Source organism: Burkholderia sp. MSh2, from assembly GCF_000731655.1.
GTDB lineage: Bacteria > Pseudomonadota > Gammaproteobacteria > Burkholderiales > Burkholderiaceae > Burkholderia > Burkholderia paludis.
On sequence record NZ_JPGM01000016.1, the window covers coordinates 57,899 to 79,924 of the forward strand.

A 22,026-nucleotide genomic window follows, 5' to 3' on the forward strand; every position below is an offset into this window, starting at 1 on the left:
GAACACCATGAAGAAGCTGGTTGCGTCGCTGGCCGGCGGCCCTGCGCCGGACACCGCCGACACGCAGGCCGATCGCACCGGATCGCTGCATGCGGACGTCCCGCTCGTCGTCCCGCTGATGGACAACGGCAGCAGCGTCGTATTCCATGTCCTCGCGCTGTGCTGGTTCGCCGCGCTCGCCGTCTTCTGGCGCTGGTGGCTGCGCGACGAGCACTACGTCGACGCGTTCCGCTTCGGCGTCAACTGCTTCGTGCTGTTCTGGACCACCTTCATTCCCGGCTACTTCATCTGCATCATCCGCTCGGCGGTCGTGCCGAACCCCGCGCTGCCGGTGCCGCGCGACTGGCGCGTCGCGATGGTCGTCACCAAGGCGCCGTCCGAGCCGTTCGGGATCGTCCGCACGACGCTGCTCGCGATGCTCGACCAGACCTACCCGCACGATACGTGGCTCGCCGACGAGGACCCGTCGCCCGAAACGCTCGACTGGTGCCGCGAACACGGCGTATTCGTGTCGACACGGCGCGGGGTCGCCGCGTACCACCGCGCCAGCTGGCCGCGCCGGACCCGCTGCAAGGAAGGCAACCTCGCGTACTTCTACGACACCTACGGCTACGACAACTACGATTTCGTGTCGCAGCTCGACGCGGACCACGTGCCGACCCGCACCTATCTCGAGGAGATGCTGCGGCCGTTCGTCGATCCGGAAGTCGGCTACGTGTCGGCGCCGAGCATCTGCGACAGCAACGCGGCGTCGAGCTGGAGCGCACGCGGGCGCGTCAACGTCGAGGGGCCGCTGCACGGCACGATGCAGGCCGGCTATGCGGGCGGCCTCGCGCCGCTGTGCATCGGCTCGCACTATGCGGTGCGCTGCCGCGCGCTGCGCGAGATCGGCGGGCTCGGGCCCGAGCTCGCCGAGGATCACTCGACCACGATGATCTTCAATGCGCGCGGCTGGCGCGGCATGCACGCGCTGAACGCGATCGCGAACGGCGAAGGGCCGCGCACGTTCGCCGATCTGGCCACGCAGGAATTCCAGTGGTCCAAGAGCGTGATGATCATCATGCTGCGCTACACGCGCCGCTATTTCACGGGGCTGCCGCTGAAGCTGAAGGCGCAGTTCCTGTTCTGCCAGATGTGGTACCCGCTTTGCGCGCTCGCGATGGCGGGCGGCGTCGTGATTCCGGTCGTCGCGCTGTTCACCGGCCGCGTCTGGGCGCACGTCGACTACCTGACCTACCTCGCCTACGCGCTGCCGCTCACCGCGCTGCTCCTGTGCGTCGTGAGCTGGGCCACGCATACGACGCAGTCGTGCCGCCCGCTGAATACGAAACTGCTGTCCTGGGAAGGGCTGTCGTTCGTGTTCGCGCGCTGGCCGTGGGTCGTGCTCGGCTGCGCGTCGGCGCTGTTCGACTGCGCGCGCGGCAAGGAATTTCCGTTCAAGGTCACGCCGAAGGGCGGCGCGATCGAAACGGACGCGCCGCTGCGCGTCGTCGCGCCGTACCTGCTGATCTCGCTGTTCTGCAGCCTGCCCGTCGTCACGGTGGAGAACCCGCGCAACGCCGCCGGCTTCTATCTGTTCTCGACGCTGACGAGCATCCTGTATCTCCTGATCGCGGCCGTCGTCACCGTGAACCACGGCCGCGAGCAGGGGCTCGATGCGTCGGCGTTCCGGCAGATGTTCTTCAGCCGCCTGCCCGTGCGCAACGCGCTGTTCGCGATCGCGCTCGCGATGCTGTTGTCGGGCATCGGGCTGCGCGCGCCGAGGGGCTGGCAGGCGATGATGTGGCGCTCGGGATTGCCGGCCGTGGCCGCCCCCGCGCCGGGCGAACCGGTGAAGCAGCCCGAGCTCGGCGCGTACGATCCCGACAATACCCTCGCGGCCGACCAGGGCCTCGCGTTCGATCATGTGTTCGTGTCATGGAACGCGCCCGACATCCAGGTGGAAATCGACGATGCCTACCGGAGCGCGCAGGCGCGCAACCGTTCGCTGATCGTGACCGTCGAGCCGTGGGCGGCCAGCGGCACGCGGCCGGGCGCGCTGCTCGAGGATATCGCGCACGGCCGCTACGACACGCGGATCGCCGACACCTGCTCGGCGCTCGCCGCCCTGAAGGGCTCCGTATTCGTACGCTGGGGCCACGAGATGGAGGCCGACACGGGACGCTATCCGTGGGCCGTCGGCGACGCGCCGGCCTACGTCAACGCCTACCGGCGCGTAGTGACCGCGTGCCGCGCGATGACCGACCGGATCCGCTTCGTGTGGTCGCCGGCCGGCAACCGGAATCTCGACGACTATTTCCCGGGCCGCGAATACGTCGACGAGATCGGCCTGTCCGTCTTCGACTGCCCGCGCTGCGCGATCTGGCCGGTCAGCAGCCATGCTTCCGCCACGAGCATCCTGCGGACCAAGTACGAGCGGGTGACCGACTACGGGCTGCCGGTCATGGTCACGGAACTCGGCGTCGACGGGTCGAGCGCGCACAAGCGCGAGGCGCTCGCCGAACTCCAGCGGTCGCTGTGGCGCTATCCGCTGCTGAAGGCCGTGGTCTATTTCAATTCGGTCGATACGCCCGGCGCGTGGCCGGCGCACTATGTGCCGGACTGGCGGATTCCGCCGGCGTTCCTGCAGACGACGGTCGTCGCGAAATGACCGGCGGCCGGCACTCGGCGCGCGGCACAGCGGCGGCGGCTGCGACGACGCGCCGCCGTCGCGCCGTCAGCCGAGCAGTTCCCGCTTGCGCAACTGCACGACGTCGCGCATCGGCGGCGCGCCGAACAGCCGGCTGTACTCGCGGCTGAACTGCGACGCGCTTTCGTAGCCGACCACGGCGGCCACCGACCCGACGTCGCCGCCCTGCCGCAGCAGCAGCCGCCGCGCCTCGTGCAGCCGCAGCTGCTTCTGGTACTGCAGCGGGCTGAGCGTCGTCACGTGCTTGAAATGGTGGTGCAGCGACGACACGCTCATGTTGACGGCCTGCGCGAGCGAGTCGACGCGCATCGGCTCCGCGAAGTGATCGCGGATCCATTCGATCGCGCGCGCGATCCGGTGCGTCTGGCTGCCCGTGATCGCCATGTGCCGCAGCCGCGTCCCCTGCCCGCTCGTCATCAGCCGGTACAGCAGTTCCTTCTCGATCAGCGGCGCGACGACCGGGATGTCGGCCGGCGTATCGAGCAGCCGCAGCAGCCGCAGCGCGGCGTCGAGCAGCGGCGGCGTCAGCTCGGCGAGCGCGATCCCCTCGCCTTCGGGGCCCGCCTCGGGCTCGGGCAGCCGCATTTCGGCCGCCAGCTCGACGATGCGCTGCGGATCGAGCGTCAGCGACAGGCACAGGTACGGCGCGTCGGGCGACGCGCGCGTCACGCGCGACAGGATCGGCAAGTCGATCGAGGTAATCAGGCAATTGTGCGTGTCGTATTCATAGGCTTGCCCGGCCACGATCACGCGCTTCGCGCCCTGCGCGGCGATCACGAGCGCCGCCCGCGACACCCCGCAGCCGAGATCGACCGGCCGGGCGTGCCGGTGCAGCATCAGGCCCGGCACGGCCGTCGAATGCGAGCCGTCCGCCGGCGCGAAACGGCCGATCAGCGACGCCAGCTCACGCCGCCCGGATTCGCGCGATGCCGCGATATCGGTCATGTCCATGACACATCCTCGATTGATTTCCCCATATCGCGGGAGCATAGCGAACCCGCCCGCGACGCAGCGGGGATTTGCAGGATTGTTCAAGAAATTTGCAGGATTGGGTAGACGCAAAGACCGGCCGCCCGCGCACACTGCCGCTAACCCGGCGCATGCCGGGTATTCCCCACGGAGACAACCAACATGCCTATCTCGTTTGTCCTGAACGGCAAGAACGTCACGCTCGACGCCGATCCGTCGATGCCCGTCCTCTGGGCGATTCGCGAACACGCGGGACTGACCGGCACGAAATTCGGCTGCGGCATGGCGCAGTGCGGCGCGTGCACCGTGCATCTCGAGGGCCAGGCCGTCCGCTCGTGCGTGCTGCCGCTCGCCGGCATCGCGGGCAAGCACGTCACGACGATCGAGGGCCTGCGGAGCAGGCCCGCACAGGCCGTGCAGGCCGCCTGGGTCAAGCTGCAGGTGCCGCAATGCGGCTACTGCCAGTCCGGCCAGATCATGTCGGCCACCGCGCTGCTCGAACAGAACCCGAAACCGACCGACGCGGACATCGATACCGCGATGAACGGCAACCTGTGCCGCTGTGCGACCTACGCCCGGATCCGGGCGGCGATCCACGACGCGGCCGCAACGCTGGGAGCCTGACCATGACGATCGAACTCGACGACACCGGGTCGGTGCATGCGTCGCGCCGCACGTTCCTGAAGGCCGCGGGCGCCACGGCCGCCGTCAGCCTGACGATCGGCTTCGAATGGGCCGGCCTCGGCCGCCGCGCGCTCGCCGCGAGCGCGCCCGCCGGCGATTTCGCGCCGAACGCGTTCCTGCGCGTGAGGCCCGACGGCGCCGTCACGGTCATCGCCAAGCACGTCGAACTGGGCCAGGGCGCGTATACGGGCATCGCGACGATCGTCGCCGAGGAGCTCGACGCCGACTGGTCGCGCGTGCGCGTCGAAAGCGCGCCGGCCGATGCGAAGCGCTACGCGAACCTCGCGTTCGGCACGATGCAGGGCACCGGCGGCAGCTCGGCCATGGCGAACTCGTGGCAGCAACTGCGCGAAGCGGGCGGCAAGGCCCGCGCGATGCTGGTATCGGCCGCGGCGGCCCGCTGGCAGGTGCCGGCCGGCGAACTGACGACGGCCGACGGCGTCGTCACCCACGCGAAAAGCGGCAGGACGGCCGCGTACGGCACGCTCGTCGCCGATGCGTCGAAGCTGCCGGTGCCCGAGCGGGTCGTGCTGAAGCAGCCGGCCGAGTTCCGGCTGATCGGGCACCGGGTTCCGCGCGTCGACGCGCCGGCGAAATCGAACGGCACCGCGCATTTCACGCTCGACGCCACCTTCCCCGACCTGCGCGTCGCATTGCTGCAGCGCCCGCCGCGCTTCGGCGCGACGGTGCAGTCGTTCGACGCGACGGCCGCCAAAGCCGTGCCGGGCGTCGTGTCGGTCGTCCAGGTGCCGGGCGGCGTCGCGGTCGTCGCGACGGGCTTCTGGGCCGCGAAGCAAGGTCGCGACGCGCTGAAGATCGAATGGGACGAGACACACGCCGAAAAGCGCGGCTCGGACGAGATCATGCGCGAATACCGGCAGCTCGCCGACCAGCCGGGCGCGTCGGCGCGCAGGGACGGCGACGCCGATGCGGCGATCGCCGGCGCGGCGCGCAAGATCGGCGCGACCTACGAATTTCCGTATCTCGCGCACGCGCCGATGGAGCCGCTCGACGCCGTCGTCATGCTGACGGCCGACCGTTGCGAGATCTGGGCCGGCGACCAGTTCCAGACGGTCGACCAGGCCAACGCGGCCCGGATCGCGGGGCTGAAGCCCGAGCAGGTGCAGATTCACACGCTGTATGCGGGCGGCAGCTTCGGCCGGCGTGCGAACGCGTGGTCGGACTACGTGGTCGAGGCCGTGTCGATCGCGAAGGCGCTCGGCGCGGACGGCCGGCCCGTCAAGCTGCAGTGGACGCGCGAGGACGACATCCAGGGCGGCTTCTACCGGCCGATGTACTTCCACAAGCTCGACGCGGGGCTGACCGCCGACGGCCGGCTGGTTGGCTGGCGCCACCGGATCGTCGGCCAGTCGATCCTCGCGGGCACGCCGTTCGAGGCGTTCATGGTCAGGAACGGCATCGACGCGACGTCGGTCGAGGGCGCGGCGAACCTGCCGTACGCGGTGCCGAACGTGTCGGTCGAACTCGCGACCGTGAAGACGGGCGTGCCCGTGCTGTGGTGGCGCGTGGTCGGCAGTTCGCACACGGCGTATGCGGTCGAGGCGTTCATCGACGAAGCCGCCCATGCGGCAGGCAAGGATCCGTATGCGTTCCGCCGCGACCTGCTCGCGAAGGAGCCGCGCATGCGCGCGGTGCTCGACCTGGCTGCGCAGAAGGCCGGCTGGGACCCGGCCACGCCGCTGCCGAAGGGCCGCGGGCGCGGCATCGCGGTGGCCGAGGCGTTCAAGAGCTACGTGGCGCAGGTGGCCGAGGTGTCGGTCGACGCGGACGGGAAGGTGAAGGTCGAACGCGTGGTGTGCGCGGTCGACTGCGGGATCGCGATCAATCCCGACATCGTCGCCGCCCAGATGGAGGGCGGCATCGGCTTCGGGCTCGGCGCGGCGATGCATAGCGCGATCACGCTGAAGGACGGCCGCGTCGAGCAGCGCAACTTCGACGGCTACCACGTGCTGCGGATGGCGGAGATGCCGCGGGTCGAGGTGCATATCGTGCCGTCGGCCGAAGCGCCGACCGGGGTCGGCGAACCGGGCGTCGCGCCGGTCGGGCCGGCGGTCGCGAACGCGATCTTCGCGGCGACGGGCAAGCGGCATTACGTGCTGCCGTTCGATTCGGCGGACGACGCGAAGGCCTGACGGGCTCGCCGGCCGCGGAACGGGGACGTCCCGCGGCCGGCGCTTCCCGATACGGCGGGAAAGGCCCGGCGTCGCGTCGTGTTGCACGCGACGATATCCGCCGAATCACCCGATGCGGCGCCCGCCTCTATCCCGGCGGGCGTCGCATGCCGGCCTTCGGGCTTCATGCGGGATTCTCGACGCCGGGTTGAATCCGCCCGCCGCGCCACGCGCCTGTTAGCCGCGTCACGGCGCGCCTCCCCCGCACGTTACGCCGGACGTAACGCCCGTAACGTCGCCGGCCGGATGCTACGTAACAATCCTTCAATGATGTTCCGACCCCTTCAGTTTTCGTCCCGCGCCGCCCGTTGAAGATTCGTTTAAATACAAGGCCGCAGCACCGCCCGTGCCCGTGTCGCGCCGTGTCGCCCGGCGTCGCGACCTGGCGATTCCCCCCCTGGCCCGAAAGTTGCTGCACATGACTCGCAAACACTCCTTTACGGACATGCGAGGGCCACCATGGATTGCAAATACCTTTACATCGACAATATAAAAATCAACTTCGTGCGACGCACGATCGAAATCGACAACAAAGTCGTCGAAGTCACGCCGCGCGAATTCGACGTCGTCGAATTCCTGCTCGACAACATGAACAAGATCGTGCCGCGGCAGGCGATCCAGGAAGCCGTGTGGGGCCGTGAACTCGGCGTGTCGTCGCGCACGCTCGACACCCATATTTCGCGTATCCGTTCGAAGCTGCAGCTCGATCACGACAAGAACCTGCGGATCATCCCGATCTACGCGGTCGGCTATCGTCTCGTGCTGTTCGGTGCGGCGATGACGCACGTCGAGCGCCACGAAGCCGCGCCGGTCATGCGCGCCGCGCCGCAAGCCGCGATGGCGGCCGACTACGCGTGACGGCTGAACCGCGCGCCGCGCGTTCGCGGCGCGGCGGCAACGCTCCCCCCCACGCTGCTGCGCGAATCCGCAGCAGTTCGCGGCCTGCCAGCCGGATCCGGCCTGCACTCCGTCCGACCCGCCAGCCAGTCGCGCCCCGACCGCCGCCTCCGGGCGGCGGTCGCATTTGGCCGCCCGCTGCCGCGCCCGCCCTTCCGCCCCGCTTCGTAGTCCCGGCGCACGCCGCCGCCAGGCACGGCGCGCGGCTACGGAGGGCCGCCCCGCGCGCGGCCCTCGCCGTCCGTACAATCGACGCAGGCGCCGCACGCGCGCCGCGCCACCGGACCCGGAACATCCCGAATGACCCTGAGCCTGCGCGGTTCGCGAACCGCCGTCGCCTGCCTGTACGCACTGGCCGCGCTCGCATGCGCCGCCCCTTCCGTCGCGCACGCGACGCAGGACGCCGCGCCTCGGATCGCGTCGACGGCGCCGGACCAGCCGGACGGCAACCCCGCCGCGCCGCCCGCACGCCAGCGACGCATGGACGCCGTCGCGACCACGCCGCCCGAGCGCGCGCACCGGCCAGCGTTGCCGGCGGCCTCCGCCGATCCGCCTTCGTGCCATGCGCGGCCCGTCATGACGATGTGTCGCGGCGTGCGCCCGGCCGATGCGAAGCGGCGCTGCATGCGCTGCCTCGATCAGTGACGACGCGCGGCGCGCCGCGTCATGCGGCGCGCTGCGTCTCCAGCCACGCCTGGAACATCAGCACCGTCCACAACGGGTGCTGCCAGTTCATCCGGCCGGCCTGGTGCTGCCGCCACAGGCGCTCGACCGCGCCCGCATCGAAGAACCCTTCCTCGCGCAGCCGCGACGGCCGCAGCAACGTCTCGGCCCAGTCGCGCAGCGCGCCGCGCAGCCAGTGATCGACGGGCGCGCAGAAGCCCTGCTTCGGCCGGTCGATCAGCGCGGACGGCACGTAGCGGTCGAGCAGTCGGCGCAGCAGCGCCTTCGACTGGCCTTCGGGCAAACGCACCTTCGCCGGCACGCGCCACGCGAACTCGACGACGTGATGGTCGAGGAACGGCATGCGCGTTTCGAGGCTGACCGCCATCGCCGCGCGATCGACTTTCGCGAGAATGTCGGTCGGCAGGTACGTGAGCGTGTCGATCGCCATCGCCTGTTCCGCAAAGCTCAGATGAGCGGGCCACGCGGCCGCGGTGTCGAGCGGCGTCGGCGGCTCCTGCCCCGACAGCGCGAGGCGCTCGGGGTGATGCACCGACGACATCAGCAGCCGGTACAGCCCGATGCGGCTCTCGGCCGTCATCACGTGGCCGAGCTTGTGCAGGCGATCGCCGATGCGCGCCGCCGACTCGCGCGCCTCCACGCCGCCCCACGCCCCCTGCGCGACGGCCGCGAGCTGGTCGGCATGATCGGGCCGCAACGCGTGCAGCGCGGCGGCGATTCGCGCGCGCACGGCCGCCGGCACGCGATGCAGCTTGCGCCACAGGCGCGGCGTGAGGAAGTAGCGCGTATAGCCGCCGAACAGCTCGTCGCCGCCGTCGCCGGACAGGCTCACCTTCACGTGCCGGCGCGTCAGTTCCGACACGAGAAAGGTCGGGATCTGCGACGCATCGGAAAACGGCTCGTCGTAGATCGACGGCAGCTTCGGCACGACGCCGAGCGCATGGTCGGCCGTGACGTAGAGCTCGGTATGGCGCGTGCCGAGATGGCGTGCGACGGCCTTCGCGTAACCGGCTTCGTCGTAGCCGGCTTCATGGAAGCCGATCGTGAACGTGTCGACCGGCGCCGCCGATTGCGCCTGCATCAGCGCGACGATCGCCGACGAATCGACCCCGCCCGACAGGAACGCGCCGAGCGGCACGTCGGCCGCCATCTGCCGAGCGACGGCCCGGCGCAGGATCGTGTCGAGCTGGCCGGCGGCCTCGTCGGCGCTGCCTTCGAACGGCTGCGCGCGACCGTCCGCGATCGCCTGTTCGAGCGTCCAGTACGCCCGCAGGCGCGGCGTGTCGCGCGCATGCTCGAACTGGACATACGTGCCGGGCGGCAGCTTGCGGATGCCGCGATAGATCGTATAAGGCGCGGGCACGCTCGACTGGCGCAGGTACAGGCACAGTGCGTCGCGATCGATCGCGCCGCCGAAGCCCGGAAAGCCGCGCAGCGCCTTCAGCTCGGACGCGAACACGAGCGCATCGCCGATCCGGCCGTAATAGAGCGGCTTCTCGCCGATCCGGTCGCGCGCGAGCGTGAGCACCCGCGACGCGCGATTCCACAGCGCGAACGCGAACATGCCGGTCGCGCGCCGCAGCGCCGCGTCGACGCCCCACGCGACGATCGCCGCGATCAGCACCTCGCTGTCGGAATGGCCGCGCCATGCCGGCGCGCGTCCGGCGCGCTCGAGTTCCGCGCGCAGTTCGCGATGGTTGTAGATTTCGCCGTTGAAGACCATGACGTAGCGCCCGCACGCGGAGGCCATCGGCTGTCGGCCCTGCACCGACAGGTCGACGATCGCGAGCCGCCGGTGGCCGAGCGCGATGCCGGCCGCCGGGTCGACCCAGATGCCCTGCCCGTCCGGCCCGCGATGCGCGAGGCTCGCCGTCATGCGCGCGAGCGTGCCGCGCGCTGTCTCCTCATCGAAGGCGACGCTATTCAAAAAGCCGTCGATTCCGCACATTGATGTGTTCGCCCCTGTTGACTGTTCCGTCACGCGGGGCGCAACCTCGCGGCCGGCCGTCCGGCGTGACGGTCGAGCCATGTTACGAAGAAATAAATCAGCAATAATTCACGGGTGAATGCGGGCGCGCACTAAAAAACACTGCGCCGCGTCGCGTGCGCAGCCCGCCGCTCCGCGCCGGCAACCGCCTCGCGGAGCGGCGGGCAGGCGCGGGAACGCGTCAGGACGGCAGCCGGCGCGCCGCCAGATACGCGAGCTGCGCGCGGTTCTGCACGTTGAAGAGTTTTTCGAGCGAACGGATGTGGTGGCCGACCTTGTGCAGCGACGTGCGCAGCGCACTCGCGATCTCCTGGTCGGACAGCCCGTGCACGAGACGGTCGAGCACCTGCTGCTGCTCGTCGCCGAGCGCGAAGCCGCGCATGCGCGCGATGCGCGCCTCGAGAAACGGCAGCGCGACGCGATGCACGGCCAGGCTGACCGACAGCGCGCCGCCGATCACGCGATCGTCGATCCATTCGGTGCCGTGCGTCTCCGACGTCACGTTCACCGCGACGCGCAGGTCGAAGCGCGGCGCCGACAGGCCGAAAAGTACGCCGCTGTGCATCGCGTGCGCGCGCAGGTGGCCGGCGAGCGCCAGCAGCTTGCGGTCACCGTTGCCCTGCGCGGCCGACTCGATCTCGTCGAGCCGCCACGCGACCGGAAAGCCGCTCTGCCGAACCTGTGCAAAGCGCGGATCGCTCTCGTACAGCATGCCCTCGATGAACGGCTGCATGAACGTCGCCGGCGCGAGGTCGCGCAGCAGATGCGCGCGCAGGATGCGCCGCCCGATCATTTCATGAGCGCCGTAGCCGAGCGTACTGAATCCGATTTGCCGCAATCGCGCATGGCATTGCGCGAAATCGACCGGTTCAAGGTCGCTTTTACCGGGCGTTATCTGGATGCCGGTAAAAAAGTCGCGCTCGCTTGCGTGAGAGTCGCTCGAATGAGCGGCCGCCGCCGCGATGTCGGCTTGTGAAAACCATTCGACGCGTGGCGCGTCGTCAGCATGAGTCATGTGGAGCCCGCCCCTTCCCAATATGTGAACTGCGCCCCGCCACGATCTGGTCTTTTCTTTATGGTTTTTCCGGTCGTCGTTATGTGTGTGCGAATGGAAATCTTTCGAAAATCCTTCACCGACCTTAGTATTACGGCATATTACGCGGACACCGGCATTTTTGTACAATGCCCCCGCGTTTCGTCAGGGATGACGATCGGCGCAGAACACAACGATGCGCGATCGCACCGCCGCGAATGCCGTACACGATATGGCCGCCGCCAGGCGATGCGCGTCGATTCCGAGGGATGGCTCATGTCCGATATTGCAGTGCATGAAGAAGCGGTCGCCGCAACCTTTCCCCGTACGCCGCCCGGGCCTGACGCCGGCGCGGACGTGCTGCGCGAGCGTCCCGTGCAGGTCGTGTGGTGCGACGACGTGCAGCGCGGCCACGACGTGCAGCCGCACGCGCCGAGGCTCGGCGTCGCCGATACGCTCACGCATGCGCAGAGCACGGCCGAACGCAGCCGTATCGTCGCGAGCCTGCTGCACCTGACGGGCTTCGCGACGTTCGCGTACTTCGCGCTCGAATTCGCGCACGACCGGATCGAGCGTCTCTACCTGCACGAAGCGTTCACGCCGGCCACCTATCGCGGCGACTACGTGCGGCACCGCCATCACGACGTCGATCCGCGCACCCTCGGCGCGCGCGTGTGCAACATGCCGGTCGTCTGGGATCTGCAGCAGTTGCGCCGCGAACACCGCGAGCGCGGCGACGGCCCGCGTGCGACGCCGGCCGCGCTCGACGGCTTCCTGCAGACGATGCAGGACGACGGGATGTGCAGCGGCATCATGTATTCGATGGCCGTGCCCGGCACGCGGCTGCATGCGTTCATGAGCTTCACCGCGCCGCGCCGCACGCGCGAATGGATCACGCCGGCGACGATCGAGCAGGCGCTGTCGATCGGGCTGTCGGTGCACAAGTTCGCGTCGCCGCAACTGATCGCGACGTCGCGCGAGCGCGCGGTGAACGGGCTCACGCCGTTCGAGCAGGAACTGCTGCTCGGCATCGCCGAAGGCGCTTCCGACAAGGAGATCGGCCGGCGCCTCGACACCAGCGCGCACAACGTCGACTACCATCTGCGCAAGCTGCGCAAGCGCTTCGGCGTCGCGAACCGGATCCAGCTCACGTACCTGACGTCGAAGCTCGAACTGATCTGAGCGTCGCGCGGCGCTTGCGCCGAGCACATCCGTAAACGCCCATGCCGGCCTCGCGGGCCGGCATGGGCGGGTTGCGGCGCGGTGCCGGGTCCGGCGCCGCTTCCAGGAAAACCTTGCGTTACTTCAGCAGCGTCATCTGCACGACCTTGACGATCACGAGACCGACCGCGATCACGAGATAGCCGCGCAGCACGGTCATCCACACGCGCGTCGTCAGCGTCATCTTCTGCGGCTCGAGCGTGTCGAGCGGCGGCATGCGCCACGTGTCGCGCAGCGAACGGTCGACGCCCGGTTCGACGACGCGCTTGTGGCGACGGATCAGCACGGTCGCGAGATAACCGACGATCGCGAACACGCTGCCGCCCACCAGCACGTCGAGGATGGCCTCGCCGCTGATGTCCGGATACATCACCGATGCGGTCAGGATGATCGACAGCATCACCAGCACCCAGATCACCGCGCCCGTGAACACGTTGAGCTTCGTCGAGTTGATCCACGGCCCGAGCACCTGCTTGTCGTTGCAGAGCAGCAGCAGGAACACGGTCGCGCTCGGCAGCAGCACGCCCGCGAGCGTCTGCACGGCTTCCGTCAGCAGGCCCAGCGGGCTGCCCGGGATCAGCACCAGCGCCGCGGCGGCCGCGACGATGCCGAAGTACACGAGATAGAAACCCTTCGCGTCGGACACGTTGCGATGCAGCGAGTGACGGATCTTGAACACGTCGCCGATCGCATACGCGGTCGACAGCGACACGGCGGCCGCACCGATGATGCACGCGTCGAGCAGCGCCACCGCGAACAGCGTCGCGCTCGTGCGGCCCGCATACTTCTCGAGGCCCGCGATCACGCCGCCGGCGTCGGTGAAGTTGCCGAATTCCGGGTGGCCGGCGAACAGCTGGGCCGAGAACGCGATCATCGCGACCGCACCCACCAGCACGAAGGCGATGCCGATCCACAGGTCGGCCTTCTCATACTTCATGAAGCGCGGCGTAATGCGCTTGTCGATCACGTAGCTCTGCTGGAAGAACAGCTGCCACGGCGCGACGGTCGTGCCGACGATGCCGATCACGAGCAGCATCACGTCCGACAGCTTCGCGTGCGCCGGCCAGTTCGGCACGAAGAAGTCGCGCGTCATCTGGGCGACGGGCGGATGGATCGACACGAGCACCGGCACGAGCAGCAGGCTCAGCAGGCACAGCACGATCGCGAACCGCTCGAAGCGCCTGAAATCCCCGGTACTGACCGCGGCCATGGTCAACGCCGCGGCCACGCACACGCCGGCCACCTTCGGCAGCCCGAAGAAATCCAGCACGAACGTGATGCCGATGAACTCGGTGACGATGGTGAGCGCATTGAGCAGGAACAGGTCGATCACGCTGAACGCGCCCCAGAACTTGCCGAAGCGCTCGAAGATCAGGCGGGCATGGCCGACGCCCGTGACCGCGCCGAGGCGCAGCACCATTTCCTGGTTCACGTACAGCACCGGCACGAGCAGCAGCAGCGTCCACAGCAGCGTCGTGCCGTAGTTCTGGCCGGCCTGCGTATAGGTGCCGAATGCGCCGGCGTCGTTGTCGCCGACCATGACGATGAGGCCCGGGCCGAGGATCGCGAGCAGCGTGCGCAGACGCGCCCACCACGTGCCGCGCGCCCCCGTGTCGTGACGCGCGATCGTGCCGAGCGCACCGCGGATGTCGCCCAGGTGGGCTTCGTCGAGCACGGCGCTGCGTTCGACGGCGATCGGTGGAGAAACGTTGGATGGTGTGGACATGATTTATTCCGTACGGCTAAGGGTTATCTGATGAGCGCCTGACCTTGGAATGCACGCGGGGCGGCCGCCCGACGGCGGCCACGCGTGCGCATGCCGAGGCGCGCTCGGCGCTTCTCGTTTCAGTGGATCAACGATTTCAGCTGGTTCATCAGGCGGGTGAACACCCGCGGACGTGCATCGAGCGTCAGCATCGCGTCGTAGTGGTTGCGCGATTCAGCGACGTGCGGGAGATTCGACAGCAGAAGGCCGAAGTTCATGATCTGGCTCCGTGCGGCGACGGCAGGCGTGCCGGCCGCGTGATGGGTGCGGGGCCAGTCCGGGGCCTGAACGACGTGTCAGGCTAGTCGGCCGGATTGTCCCTGCGACCCGGGTTCAAAAGGGTCTGTGCGTGCGATGGGCATAAGGGACAACTGTCACTGTCGTTCATGGCGGCTCCTATGCGGTGTTCGGGAGAACACGGTTGACCGCCGTCAGGCCTGCGGGCCGGCATTCGCGATGCCTGAACAAGGCGTGCGCGAACGCGGCCGCCTGCCAGGCGGCGGTGGAACCGGACAGCGCATGCGCAAACGCATCACGCTAACCGGCGCGAATCAGGGTGCACGTAGGAAGTGACTGCGGAATACTGCTGCGCGCACCGTTTGCCTGGGAGACAAACGGCGGCTCGATGAGGCGCGGACGTCGGTCGCTCAGGCGGAAATTTCGTTCGAAGATCGACTACTGCAGGCGTCCAAGGCGGCGGCCCCAAAAGTGAAGATGGCGGATTCTATGGACGCCCCGAAAGTGAAGTCAACCCCTCGAAACCCCATTTCTCGAAATAAATTTCGCGTTTCACGACACTGAAAGATTTGCCCTTGAAACGGCGCGCCGCAACCTTTCAGTGCGCCGCGACGGCGGCATCGCCGCCTGCGCCGGCGCAACGGTTCGGCCCCTCCCGCCGCCGCATTCCCCGCCGGCCCCGCGCCGGCAAGGGCCGCCGGGGCGCGCGCACGACGCGCATCGTTTTTTATGCGTTTTTTACTTGCGCTGCAGCAAATTACGCGAATACAATCCGCCGCAATTCATCACAGGAGTCCCTCCGTGGACACATGCTCTAGTTGCAGTTCGATGCCGGTTCAGGCCGGCCAAGCCATCGCGAGATAGCAGCCAGACGCATGTCTTTCGCCGCTAGCTCGCATTCGTCGGGTTAGCGCGCTTCCTTCCGGACCGGCCATCGCCGGTTCGTCCGTCGCACGCTCCACTACGTTCCACCCTCCGATCGCAGGCCGCATCGTGCGTCCGCGCTCGATCACGTCGTCCGGCATCCGCCGGACCGGACGGAGGCAGCGTCATGTTTCTTCAATCGTTCGCGGTCAGACTCAAGCGCATCGTGCACGTCGCATGCGACCGCTCGTTCGTTTCAGGCCTCTCGCCGCTCGCCCATGCGCTCAGCAACTGGCGCGGCGCGACACTCGCCCACGTGCCGGCCGCGCCCCGCCCGCTCGACTGCCTGCTGGTCGCCGCGATGGCGGCCGCGGTCGCGCTCGTCGCGCTACTCTGCTCGGCCGCGCCGCGCCTCGGCTTCGCGCAGGTGTGGCGCATCGGCGGCTGGCTGCCGTAAGCCTCCCTCTCGCGCGGCGGCGCCACGCGCCAGGCGCCGCCGCGCGATCTCCCCGCCGTACCGTCCGTCCCACGTTTCTGTTTCGTTAGCTTAACTAAATAAACCACCCACGGAACCCACATGAAGAACTACCTCGAACCCGTCCCGCGCAAGCTCCGCCTCGATGCACTCGCGACGGTCCTGCTGTCGCTCGCCGCCGCGCCCGCGTTCGCCCAGTCGTCGTCGGCCGCAACCGCGCCGGCGGCCGGCGCGAGCGACGCCGCCGCGCCCGCACAACAGGCCGCCGATGCTGCCGCGCCCGCCCCCACCGGCTTCTGGGAGCGCTCGAATCTGCTCGGCAACATGGGCGGCCTGCGCGACGTGCTGGGCGATCACGGCATCACGCTGAGCCTGCAGGAAACCAGCGAGTACCTGTACAACACGTCGGGCGGCACGCATCGCGGCGGCGCCTACCAGGGGCTCACGCAGTTCGGCTTCAACGTCGACACGGGCAAGGCGGTCGGCCTGCCGGGCGGCACGTTCAACGTGTCGGGGCTGCAGATTCACGGCACCAACCTCACGCAGCGCAATCTGCAGACGCTGCAGACCGCCACCGGCATCGAGGCGAATTCGACCACGCGCCTGTGGGAACTCTGGTACCAGCAGTCGCTGCTCGACGGCAAGGTCGACGTGAAGGTCGGCCAGCAGAGCGTCGACCAGGAATTCGTGGTGAGCCAGAACGCGGCGACGTTCATGAACGCCACATTCGGCTGGCCGGTGCTGCCGTCGACCGACCTGCCGGCCGGCGGCCCCGCGTATCCGCTGTCGTCGCTCGGCGTTCGGCTGCGGGTCAAGCCGGCCGACGCGTGGACCGCGCTGGTCGGCGTGTTCGACGGCAACCCGGCCGGCCGCACCGACGGCGACGCGCAGGCGCTGAATGCGCACGGCACCAACTTCAACCTGCGCAGCGGCGCATTCGTGATCGGCGAAGTGCAGTACGCGCTGAACGCGCCGCCCGCCGATCCGAAGGCGCCGCAGCCGGCCGGCCTGCCGGGCACCTACAAGCTCGGCTTCTGGTATCAGTCGCAGAACACGAACGATCCGCGTTACGGCACCGACGGCCTGTCGCTCGCGAATCCGGCGAGCAACGGCATTCCGGCGACGCATCGCGGCAACTACAGTTTCTATGCGGTCGCGGATCAGATGGTGTGGCGGCCGTCGGCCGACAGCCCGCGCTCGGTCGGCGTGTTCGCGCGCGTGATGGGCGCGCCGGGCGATCGCAATACCGTCGATTTCGCGGCCAATGCCGGCGTGACGCTGAAGGCGCCGTTCGCCGGACGCGACAACGACGTCGCGGGCCTCGCGGTCGGCTACGCGAAGATCGGCTCGCATGCCCGCGGCCTCGACGGCGATACCGGCGTCTACACGACGCCCGGCTATCCGGTGCGCCGCGCGGAGACGGTCGTCGAGGCGACCTACCAGTACCAGGTCACGCCGTGGTGGCAACTGCAGGCCGACCTGCAGCACTTCTTCCGTCCGGGCGGCGGCATCCCGAACCCGAACGCGGCCGGCGCGCGCATCGGCGACGAAACGGTGGTCGGCGTGCGCACGACGATCACGTTCTGACGCAAGCCGCGAGCACGCACGGGCCGCACGGCCCGTGCGTGCTCGCGCGTCACTCGCCGTCGCGTTCGAGCAGTTTCAGCGTGACGCCGTTGGTCCAGCCGAAGCCGTCCTGCAGCGGATATTCGCCGCCCCCGCCGCCGCCCATGCCGGCGCCCTCGACCACGTACTTCTCGACGAGCTTGCCTTCGGTTGCGTACACATGCTGCACGCCGGCCAGGAAGCGCGTGCCGATCTCCTTCGCGAGCGCCGGTTCGCCGTAACGGCGCAGCCCTTCGATCGCGATCCATTGCAGCGGCGCCCAGCCGTTCGGCGCATCCCATTGCTGCCCGGTGTTCGCGGTCGTCGTCGCGAGGCCGCCCGGCCGCAGCAGCGTCCCGCGCACCGCGCGCGCGGTCGCCTTCGCGCGCGCCGGCCACGCGACGCCCGCGAACAGCGGATACAGCGCGGCCGCCGTCATGCCGTCGCGCGGCTTGCGCAACGTCCAGTCGTAGTCGCCGTAGTAGCCGCCGCGGTTCCACAGATAGCGGTTGATCGCGGCCGCACGCCGCGCCGCGCGCCCCGAAAAATCGGTCACGCATGCCGCGTCACGCGCGATCGCGCAGCCCTTCGCGATCGTCGTCTCGAGATGGAACATCAGGCTGTTCAGGTCGACCGGCACGATCGACGTCGTGCGGATCGTCGCGAGCGTCCTGCCGTCGCCGAACCAGCGCGAGCTGTAGTCCCAGCCGCTCTCCGCGCCCGCGCGCAGGTCGCGGTATACGTCGCTCGCCGCGCGCCCCGGCGCCGACTGCGCGGTCGTCACGTCCTCGAGATACGACTCGTCGCGCGGCGTGTCGCTCGCATCCCAGTAGCGGTTCAGGATCGCGCCGTCGGGCATCGCGACCACGTGACGCGCGGCCTGCCCGCGCGGCGTCGTGGTTTCGCCCTGCATCCAGTACGCGTGTTCCTTGCGCAGCGCCGGCAGGTAGGTCCGGTAGACGCCGTCGCCTTCGGCCTGCGCGGCGAGCGCGACCATGTACGCGAAGAACGGCGGCTGCGAGCGGCTCGCATAGTACGTGCGGTTGCCGTTCGGGATGTGCCCGATCGTGTCGATCAGGTGGGCGAAGTTGTCGAGCATGTCGTCGACGAGATCCTCGCGCCCCGCCACCTGCAGCCCGAGCATCGTGAAATAGGTATCCCAGTAGTAGCCTTCGCGGAAGCGGCCGCCCGGCACGACGTACGGTTTCGGCAACGGAATCAGCGAATCGAAGGGCGGCACCGTCGCGCTCGTGCGCGTGAGCCGCGGCCACAGCCAGTCGATGTGCTCGCGCAGCGTCTGGTTCGGCGGCGGCGTCACGCCGCCCTCCGGGGGCGGCGTGAAATGCCGGCCGACGAACGTCTTCAGCGAGAAGCCCGGCTGCGATGCCTGTTGCCGATACAGCCGGACGAGCGTCGCCGGATCGGTATCGGGCATCGCGTCGACGAAGGTCTTCTGGTCGGGATTGATCCGCGCGGCCTGTACCGCGACGAACAGGTCGCCGTAGAGCCGGCTCGGCGGCGGCAGCAGCGCGCCCGACGCCGGGGCGGCGGGTGCCAACGCGGCCGTCGCGGCGGCCGCCTGAACAGCCGGCCGGTCCGCCGCCTGACGGACATCATCGGCCCGCGCGGCGCAGCCGGCCAGCGCGAGCCACGCGACGGCCAGCGCAGCGGCCCGGCGCACACATGGCGCGAGCCGCGCGGGACGAATCGGGAAGCGAGCCGGAAAGCACGATGCGATCGATGCGGCACGACGTGACGTCATGACGTGTCCCCTCCTTTCGACGACGAGTGGATGGCACGAGGTCCCGTTCGCGCGCGCGTTCGTCTCGATGGCCCTCGATCGATACGCGTCATGTCATGGTGCAAGTGGCTCCGACTGTCGCACGAAATCCGCGCATCAGGCAAGTTTCGGCGCGCGCGACTCGCGCAGATAACCGCGCACGGCCCGCCATGTGCGCGCCTCGAGCGCATCGGCATCGGTCTCGCCGCGCGCGCCCGCCGCGTCGACCATCCCTTTCACGATCGCGAGCAGGTCGTGCGCGACGATGTCGGGCGCGACGACGCGCGGTGCATCGTGCAGCGCGAGCACATGCCGCAGTGTCGCGTGAATACGATCGGTGACGCGCGCGGTGCGCGCGCCGAGCGGCAGCCGCGCTTCTTCGAAGTCGATCAGCCGCGCGAGCACCGGCCGGCGCATCTGGTGTGCGACGGCCGCGCGCACCAGTGCACGCAGCGCGTCGCCGCACGACGACAGCGCGGCCGCATGCCCGACGTCGTCGAGCAGGTGCGCGCTCTCGCGCTCGACGAGCGCAACCGTCAACGCATCGCGATTCGGGAAGTATTGATAGAGCGAGCCGATGCTCACGCCGGCCAGCGCCGCGACCGCGTTCGTCGTGTAACCGTCGAAGCCGTCGCGCTCCAGAACGCGGGCCGCCGCCTCGACGATCGCGTCGACGGTAGCCGCCGAGCGGCGCTGGCGCGGCGCCTTGCGGGGGGAAAGCGGAATTCGCGAAGACGATTCGGTCATGGCGGGAATGCCGGCCTCAAACATGAGCAAGCGCTCATATTCTAGAAACGCCTCTCCACACCGTCAAAAGAAATCCACGTGACTCGACAAGCTTCGCCCCCTGCTCACCGTTTCATGCGCGTGGACATGCGCCCCGAATGGCTCGGCCTCCCCGTGCCGGAGCGCTTCCGGCAACTGCGCGAACACGTCGAGCCGATCCTCAAGACGCATGGCGAGTGCGTGTCGCTGCGCTTCCGCGACACCAGGTTCTACTCGGCGTGCCTGACCGACCTCTGGGTCCGGGATGAGCAGGATCACCACACGTCCGAACGCGTGGTCGAGACACTGCGCGAGACGCCGTTCCGGGATCGCTACGTCGACATCGCCGAGATCCTGCCGGACGTCGAGGAGAGGACGCCCGCGCGCGCAACGACGGCCTGGCCGCGCTGTCCGCCGGCCAGGCCCACTCGGCATGCAGACGCGGTTCATGAGCTGCGACTGCGCAGTCGTTCCTTTCACGCCGCCGCTTGAAAGGACGACTGTTGCAACATGCGGAACAACTGTTGTCACGCGTGACGCAACGGTCACATTGTGGGCATAATGACGCCTTTACCGCGCGCCCAGCCCATGTCGCCCGTCTTTCTAGCACCGCTCATCGTTGCCTGTGCGTTGTTCATGGAAAGCGTCGACGCCAACATCATCGTCACCGCGTTGCCCGCGATGGCGAGGGACTTCGGGCACAGCCCCGTCACGTTGAACATTGCGATCACGGCCTACGTGGTCGGGCTCGGCGTGTTCATCCCGATCTGCGGCTGGCTGGCCGACCGCTTCAGCGCACGCGCCGTGTTCCGCACCGCGATCGGCATCTTCGTCGTCGGCTCGCTGATGTGCGCGGCGTCCAGCTCCCTCGGCGTACTCACGTTCGCACGCTTCATCCAGGGCGTCGGCGGCGCGATGATGGTGCCCGTCGGCCGCATCATCATCTTCCGCGCGGTGCCGCGTTCGGATCTCGTGCGCGCAATGAACTACCTCGCGATTCCCGCGCTGTTCGGGCCCACGGTCGGGCCGCTCGTCGGCGGCTTCATCACGACCTACCTGCACTGGCGGATGATCTTCTTCATCAACGTGCCGATCGGCCTCTACGGGATCTATCTCGCGAGCAAGCACATCGCGAACACGCACGAGCCCGACCCGGGCCCGCTCGACTGGTTCGGCTTCCTGCTGTCGGCAAGCGGCGCGGCGCTGCTGCTGATGGGCCTCACGCTGATCGACGGCGCGCTCACGTCGCGCTCGAACGCCCTGCTGATGTGCGTGGCCGGCGCCGTCCTGCTCGCACTGTACGTGCCGTACGCGCGCCGCAAGACGCGCCCGGTGCTCGACCTCAGTTTCCTGAAGATCCCGACCTACCACGCGAGCGTCGTCGGCGGGTCGCTGTTCCGGATCGGCCTCGGCGCGGTGCCGTTCCTGCTGCCGCTCGCGCTGCAGGAAGGCCTCGGCATGACCGCGTTCCATTCGGGGCTCATCACGTGCGCGTCCGCGCTCGGCGGCGCGGTGAGCCGCTCGACCGCCACGCATACGCTGCGCCGCTTCGGCTTTCGCACCGTGCTGATCTACAACGCGGCGTTCGCCGGGCTCGCGATCGCCGCGTACGGCGTGTTCCATCCGGGCATGGCGACCTGGGCGATCTGGCTGGTCGTGCTCGTCGGCGGCATCTTCCCCGCGCTGCAGTTCACGAGCCTGAACTCGATGATCTACGCGGACATCTCGCCGCGCGACGCGGGCCGCGCGACCAGCCTCGGCAGCGTCGTGCAGCAGATGTCGCTCGGCCTCGGCGTGACGGTGGCCGGCCTCGTGCTGCACGTGTCGCACTGGCTGCAGGGCCACCAGACGATGGTGTGGTCGGATTTCTGGCCCGCGTTCGTCGTGGTCGGACTGTGCTCGTTCGCGTCGATCCCGATCACGCGGCGGCTGCCGCCCGGCGCCGGCGACGAAGTCGCGCGCGGCAAGCGGCAATAAGATGTGCCCGCGCGGCGGGCATCGTTTTCGCCGTCTCGCCGGCCGGTTGCGCCGCCCGGACGGGCAGCCGCGGCCGGCTCGCTCGACGCATCACGCCGGGCTGGCGGCATCGGCATCGGTATCGGGCGCAACGGGATCGGGAAAGGAAGACGGCATGACGTGCCGTGCAGCGGCGGGGGAATGACCGGAAAAACAAAAAAAT

General features: G+C 68.9%; 16 protein-coding genes and 1 pseudogene. 10 read left to right on the forward strand and 7 right to left on the reverse strand.

Translation table 11 applies throughout. From position 1 onward, the window contains the following. The first annotated feature begins 7 nt into the window (after positions 1-7). Positions 8-2,650 (forward strand): glycosyltransferase, encoded by a 2,643-nt coding sequence (locus tag GQ57_RS12285; protein WP_034197992.1) that lies wholly within the window; start codon positions 8-10, stop codon positions 2,648-2,650. A gap of 66 nt (positions 2,651-2,716) precedes the next feature. Here GQ57_RS12285 and GQ57_RS12290 read toward each other — a convergent pair whose 3' ends face one another. Beyond that, a complete protein-coding gene (locus tag GQ57_RS12290) occupies positions 2,717-3,640 on the reverse strand; it encodes an AraC family transcriptional regulator (protein ID WP_034197993.1) in 924 nt (307 codons plus the stop codon). Between the two features lie 180 nt (positions 3,641-3,820). Between GQ57_RS12290 and GQ57_RS12295 the strand changes: the two genes are divergently transcribed. The 4 genes and pseudogenes from GQ57_RS12295 to GQ57_RS39245 all read left to right on the forward strand — a co-directional run. Continuing rightward, positions 3,821-4,282: a (2Fe-2S)-binding protein gene (locus tag GQ57_RS12295; RefSeq protein ID WP_031400185.1), complete on the forward strand. Its 462-nt coding sequence runs from the start codon at positions 3,821-3,823 to the stop codon at positions 4,280-4,282. A gap of 2 nt (positions 4,283-4,284) precedes the next feature. Continuing rightward, positions 4,285-6,495: a xanthine dehydrogenase family protein molybdopterin-binding subunit gene (locus tag GQ57_RS12300; RefSeq protein ID WP_031400186.1), complete on the forward strand. Its 2,211-nt coding sequence runs from the start codon at positions 4,285-4,287 to the stop codon at positions 6,493-6,495. 498 nt (positions 6,496-6,993) lie between these two features. Then, entirely contained in the window at positions 6,994-7,392 is a 399-nt protein-coding gene (locus GQ57_RS12305; RefSeq protein ID WP_031400187.1) for a winged helix-turn-helix domain-containing protein, read from the forward strand. Positions 7,393-7,893: 501 nt separating this feature from the next. Beyond that, positions 7,894-8,076: pseudogene (locus tag GQ57_RS39245) on the forward strand (lytic transglycosylase); the annotation flags it as partial. Positions 8,077-8,095: 19 nt separating this feature from the next. Here GQ57_RS39245 and asnB read toward each other — a convergent pair. Together asnB and GQ57_RS12320 are read right to left on the reverse strand one after the other, a co-directional pair. After that, positions 8,096-10,063, reverse strand: coding sequence for an asparagine synthase (glutamine-hydrolyzing) (asnB, locus tag GQ57_RS12315; protein ID WP_034197994.1), 1,968 nt, complete (start codon positions 10,061-10,063; stop codon positions 8,096-8,098). A 220-nt stretch (positions 10,064-10,283) separates the two neighbouring features. Then, positions 10,284-11,117, reverse strand: a complete 834-nt coding sequence (locus GQ57_RS12320; protein WP_034197995.1) for a helix-turn-helix transcriptional regulator — start codon at positions 11,115-11,117, stop codon at positions 10,284-10,286. Between the two features lie 294 nt (positions 11,118-11,411). Here GQ57_RS12320 and GQ57_RS12325 point away from each other — a divergent pair, with 294 nt between their 5' ends. After that, positions 11,412-12,317: a helix-turn-helix transcriptional regulator gene (locus GQ57_RS12325; RefSeq protein ID WP_034198027.1), complete on the forward strand. Its 906-nt coding sequence runs from the start codon at positions 11,412-11,414 to the stop codon at positions 12,315-12,317. Positions 12,318-12,435: 118 nt separating this feature from the next. Here GQ57_RS12325 and GQ57_RS12330 read toward each other — a convergent pair whose 3' ends face one another. Further along, entirely contained in the window at positions 12,436-14,082 is a 1,647-nt protein-coding gene (locus GQ57_RS12330) for an NRAMP family divalent metal transporter (protein ID WP_031400192.1), read from the reverse strand. Positions 14,083-14,201: 119 nt separating this feature from the next. After that, a complete protein-coding gene (locus GQ57_RS43320; protein WP_162836105.1) occupies positions 14,202-14,339 on the reverse strand; it encodes a hypothetical protein in 138 nt (45 codons plus the stop codon). Positions 14,340-15,409: 1,070 nt separating this feature from the next. On the opposite strand from GQ57_RS43320, the gene GQ57_RS12335 reads away from it, so the two are divergent. Both GQ57_RS12335 and GQ57_RS12340 read left to right on the forward strand, forming a co-directional pair. Continuing rightward, positions 15,410-15,679 (forward strand): hypothetical protein, encoded by a 270-nt coding sequence (locus tag GQ57_RS12335; protein ID WP_031400193.1) that lies wholly within the window; start codon positions 15,410-15,412, stop codon positions 15,677-15,679. Positions 15,680-15,799: 120 nt separating this feature from the next. Continuing rightward, on the forward strand, positions 15,800-17,284 hold the full coding sequence (locus GQ57_RS12340; protein ID WP_034197996.1) for a carbohydrate porin: 1,485 nt from the start codon (positions 15,800-15,802) through the stop codon (positions 17,282-17,284). A gap of 49 nt (positions 17,285-17,333) precedes the next feature. Here GQ57_RS12340 and treA read toward each other — a convergent pair whose 3' ends face one another. Then, entirely contained in the window at positions 17,334-19,064 is a 1,731-nt protein-coding gene (gene treA, locus GQ57_RS12345; protein WP_034197997.1) for an alpha,alpha-trehalase TreA, read from the reverse strand. 135 nt (positions 19,065-19,199) lie between these two features. Continuing rightward, positions 19,200-19,829: a TetR/AcrR family transcriptional regulator gene (locus GQ57_RS12350; RefSeq protein WP_034197998.1), complete on the reverse strand. Its 630-nt coding sequence runs from the start codon at positions 19,827-19,829 to the stop codon at positions 19,200-19,202. A gap of 78 nt (positions 19,830-19,907) precedes the next feature. Here GQ57_RS12350 and GQ57_RS43325 point away from each other — a divergent pair, with 78 nt between their 5' ends. Both GQ57_RS43325 and GQ57_RS12360 read left to right on the forward strand, forming a co-directional pair. Beyond that, entirely contained in the window at positions 19,908-20,339 is a 432-nt protein-coding gene (locus GQ57_RS43325) for a darcynin family protein (RefSeq protein WP_081896646.1), read from the forward strand. Positions 20,340-20,435: 96 nt separating this feature from the next. Further along, positions 20,436-21,824 (forward strand): MFS transporter, encoded by a 1,389-nt coding sequence (locus GQ57_RS12360; RefSeq protein WP_031400197.1) that lies wholly within the window; start codon positions 20,436-20,438, stop codon positions 21,822-21,824. Positions 21,825-22,026 lie beyond the last annotated feature (202 nt).

Bases quoted from the DNA above. Each gene is read 5' to 3' on its own strand.
- GQ57_RS12285 (WP_034197992.1), top strand. From the start codon at position 8: ATGAAGAAGCTGGTTGCGTCGCTGGCCGGCGGCCCTGCGCCGGACACC.
- GQ57_RS12290 (WP_034197993.1), bottom strand. From the start codon at position 3,640: ATGGACATGACCGATATCGCGGCATCGCGCGAATCCGGGCGGCGTGAG.
- GQ57_RS12295 (WP_031400185.1), top strand. From the start codon at position 3,821: ATGCCTATCTCGTTTGTCCTGAACGGCAAGAACGTCACGCTCGACGCC.
- GQ57_RS12300 (WP_031400186.1), top strand. From the start codon at position 4,285: ATGACGATCGAACTCGACGACACCGGGTCGGTGCATGCGTCGCGCCGC.
- GQ57_RS12305 (WP_031400187.1), top strand. From the start codon at position 6,994: ATGGATTGCAAATACCTTTACATCGACAATATAAAAATCAACTTCGTG.
- asnB (WP_034197994.1), bottom strand. From the start codon at position 10,063: ATGTGCGGAATCGACGGCTTTTTGAATAGCGTCGCCTTCGATGAGGAG.
- GQ57_RS12320 (WP_034197995.1), bottom strand. From the start codon at position 11,117: ATGACTCATGCTGACGACGCGCCACGCGTCGAATGGTTTTCACAAGCC.
- GQ57_RS12325 (WP_034198027.1), top strand. From the start codon at position 11,412: ATGTCCGATATTGCAGTGCATGAAGAAGCGGTCGCCGCAACCTTTCCC.
- GQ57_RS12330 (WP_031400192.1), bottom strand. From the start codon at position 14,082: ATGTCCACACCATCCAACGTTTCTCCACCGATCGCCGTCGAACGCAGC.
- GQ57_RS43320 (WP_162836105.1), bottom strand. From the start codon at position 14,339: ATGAACTTCGGCCTTCTGCTGTCGAATCTCCCGCACGTCGCTGAATCG.
- GQ57_RS12335 (WP_031400193.1), top strand. From the start codon at position 15,410: ATGTTTCTTCAATCGTTCGCGGTCAGACTCAAGCGCATCGTGCACGTC.
- GQ57_RS12340 (WP_034197996.1), top strand. From the start codon at position 15,800: ATGAAGAACTACCTCGAACCCGTCCCGCGCAAGCTCCGCCTCGATGCA.
- treA (WP_034197997.1), bottom strand. From the start codon at position 19,064: ATGACGTCACGTCGTGCCGCATCGATCGCATCGTGCTTTCCGGCTCGC.
- GQ57_RS12350 (WP_034197998.1), bottom strand. From the start codon at position 19,829: ATGACCGAATCGTCTTCGCGAATTCCGCTTTCCCCCCGCAAGGCGCCG.
- GQ57_RS12360 (WP_031400197.1), top strand. From the start codon at position 20,436: ATGTCGCCCGTCTTTCTAGCACCGCTCATCGTTGCCTGTGCGTTGTTC.